Raw genomic sequence first — 2,502 nt, forward strand, 5'->3', positions numbered from 1 at the left:
CATTTTATTATGGTGATCCCCTGGGCGAAATGCGCCTGGTAAGCAGAGTTTTTGAAATGTAAGGCCTTTGAATAAGACAAAAGGCTGCCTCATCGCTAACTTTGCAACAGTGCCGGCCAAATTACGCAGTTGTATAGCAGGCAGACCGGTAAAATTCAGTCGGGAAAATTCCAGGTTTCGCAGCCGGATATACCGCTCCAGCGCTTCGGTAAATGCCGGGCCGCTGACGGTGACCGGTCCCTTTTTCAGTTGCTCCAGCGGTGAAGTACGCTGCCCCTCAGGAATGTCCAGAAGCTCCGTCACGCGGGCGGTCTGCCAGCTGTCCGGCAACGCGGCCAGTTTCTTCCACAGCCGCTGATTTGCCCGTTCGCGTATTTCACTGACGAGACGTACAAGTGTGGTTGCTCCGGGCAGCAGGACCTTATTCTGAAGCAGCCACGCGGTGGCAAAATCAAACATAAGGCCGGGTCGCTCATTACTGAGCCATGCGCGGGTGTACAGCAGGCGCTTCAGGCGGAAAGACCAGGGGAAATCACCAAATTCATGGTAACCGTAATATTCCTTAATCAGCGCAGTATGCTCTCTGAGGGTGGTAACCCGTTCTGCGTAGCGGGTAAGGACTTCCGGACGGCGAATATTAAGCTGCACCGCGACAAATTGCTGAACACCTGGCAGAACCCGGGTTAAGTCTGTCAGAAAGGTGCCCAGAAAACGGGCGGTGGTGAGCTGAAGCGCAATTCCCAGCCGGTTATGCCTTCCCCGCCGCTGGTTAATGAAGGCAAGATCCCGCTCATCAAGATGAAAATAGCGCGCCAGCTGCACGTCATTGGGTTCTGCAACATAGCGACCATAATTCAGTTCCTGCTCAGTGGTCAGAAAATCGACGGGCATACCGGCCTCCCTGCCTGATGGTCATGAATTAACAATTTCGCAACCGTCCGAAATATTATAAATTATCGGACATCGTAAAACTGTTACATTAATATGTCTATTAAATCGTAAATTTGTAATAATAGACATGAGTTGTCCGATATTCGATTTAAGGTACATTTTTATGCGACTTTTTGGTTACGCTCGGGTCTCAACCAGTCAGCAGTCTCTTGATCTTCAGGTCAGAGCACTCAAAGACGCAGGTGTGAAAGCAAACCGTATATTTACCGATAAGGCATCCGGCAGTTCAACAGACCGGGAAGGGCTGGATTTGCTGAGGATGAAGGTGGAGGAAGGTGATGTCATTCTGGTTAAGAAGCTCGACCGTCTTGGCCGCGACACTGCCGATATGATCCAACTGATAAAGGAATTTGACGCTCAGGGCGTGGCAGTCCGGTTCATTGATGACGGGATCAGTACCGACGGTGATATGGGGCAAATGGTGGTCACCATCCTGTCGGCTGTGGCACAGGCTGAACGCCGGAGGATCCTAGAACGCACGAATGAGGGCCGACAGGAAGCAAAGCTGAAAGGAATCAAATTTGGCCGCAGGCGTACCGTGGACAGGAACGTCGTGCTGACGCTTCATCAGAAGGGCACTGGTGCAACGGAAATTGCTCATCAGCTCAGTATTGCCCGCTCCACGGTTTATAAAATTCTTGAAGACGAAAGGGCCTCGTGATACGCCTATTTTTATAGGTTAATGTCATGATAATAATGGTTTCTTAGACGTCAGGTGGCACTTTTCGGGGAAATGTGCGCGGAACCCCTATTTGTTTATTTTTCTAAATACATTCAAATATGTATCCGCTCATGAGACAATAACCCTGGTAAATGCTTCAATAATATTGAAAAAGGAAGAGTATGAGTATTCAACATTTTCGTGTCGCCCTTATTCCCTTTTTTGCGGCATTTTGCCTTCCTGTTTTTGCTCACCCAGAAACGCTGGTGAAAGTAAAAGATGCTGAAGATCAGTTGGGTGCACGAGTGGGTTACATCGAACTGGATCTCAACAGCGGTAAGATCCTTGAGAGTTTTCGCCCCGAAGAACGTTTTCCAATGATGAGCACTTTTAAAGTTCTGCTATGTGGTGCGGTATTATCCCGTGTTGACGCCGGGCAAGAGCAACTCGGTCGCCGCATACACTATTCTCAGAATGACTTGGTTGAGTACTCACCAGTCACAGAAAAGCATCTTACGGATGGCATGACAGTAAGAGAATTATGCAGTGCTGCCATAACCATGAGTGATAACACTGCTGCCAACTTACTTCTGACAACGATCGGAGGACCGAAGGAGCTAACCGCTTTTTTGCACAACATGGGGGATCATGTAACTCGCCTTGATCGTTGGGAACCGGAGCTGAATGAAGCCATACCAAACGACGAGCGTGACACCACGATGCCTGCAGCAATGGCAACAACGTTGCGCAAACTATTAACTGGCGAACTACTTACTCTAGGGAAGGTGCGAATAAGCGGGGAAATTCTTCTCGGCTGACTCAGTCATTTCATTTCTTCATGTTTGAGCCGATTTTTTCTCCCGTAAATGCCTTGAATCAGCCTATTTAGA

2 protein-coding genes and 1 pseudogene are annotated in these 2,502 nt (G+C 48.9%); 2 read left to right on the top strand and 1 reads right to left on the bottom strand.

Going from position 1 to position 2,502, the window contains the following annotated elements; genetic code table 11:
* On the bottom strand, positions 1–891 hold an 891-nt coding region (locus FHC52_RS22380; protein ID WP_259280443.1), incomplete at its 3' end, for a DUF4158 domain-containing protein.
* Between the two features lie 163 nt (positions 892–1,054).
* Between FHC52_RS22380 and FHC52_RS22385 the strand changes: the two genes are divergently transcribed.
* Positions 1,055–1,612 (top strand): recombinase family protein, encoded by a 558-nt coding sequence (locus tag FHC52_RS22385; RefSeq protein WP_001235713.1) that lies wholly within the window; start codon positions 1,055–1,057, stop codon positions 1,610–1,612.
* Between the two features lie 182 nt (positions 1,613–1,794).
* Positions 1,795–2,388 (top strand): annotated as a pseudogene (bla, locus tag FHC52_RS22390) (class A beta-lactamase); the annotation flags it as partial.
* Between the last annotated feature and the right edge of the window lie 114 nt (positions 2,389–2,502).

Source organism: Enterobacter sp. EC_64, from assembly GCF_019584165.1.
GTDB classification, from domain to species: Bacteria; Pseudomonadota; Gammaproteobacteria; order Enterobacterales; family Enterobacteriaceae; genus Enterobacter; species Enterobacter roggenkampii.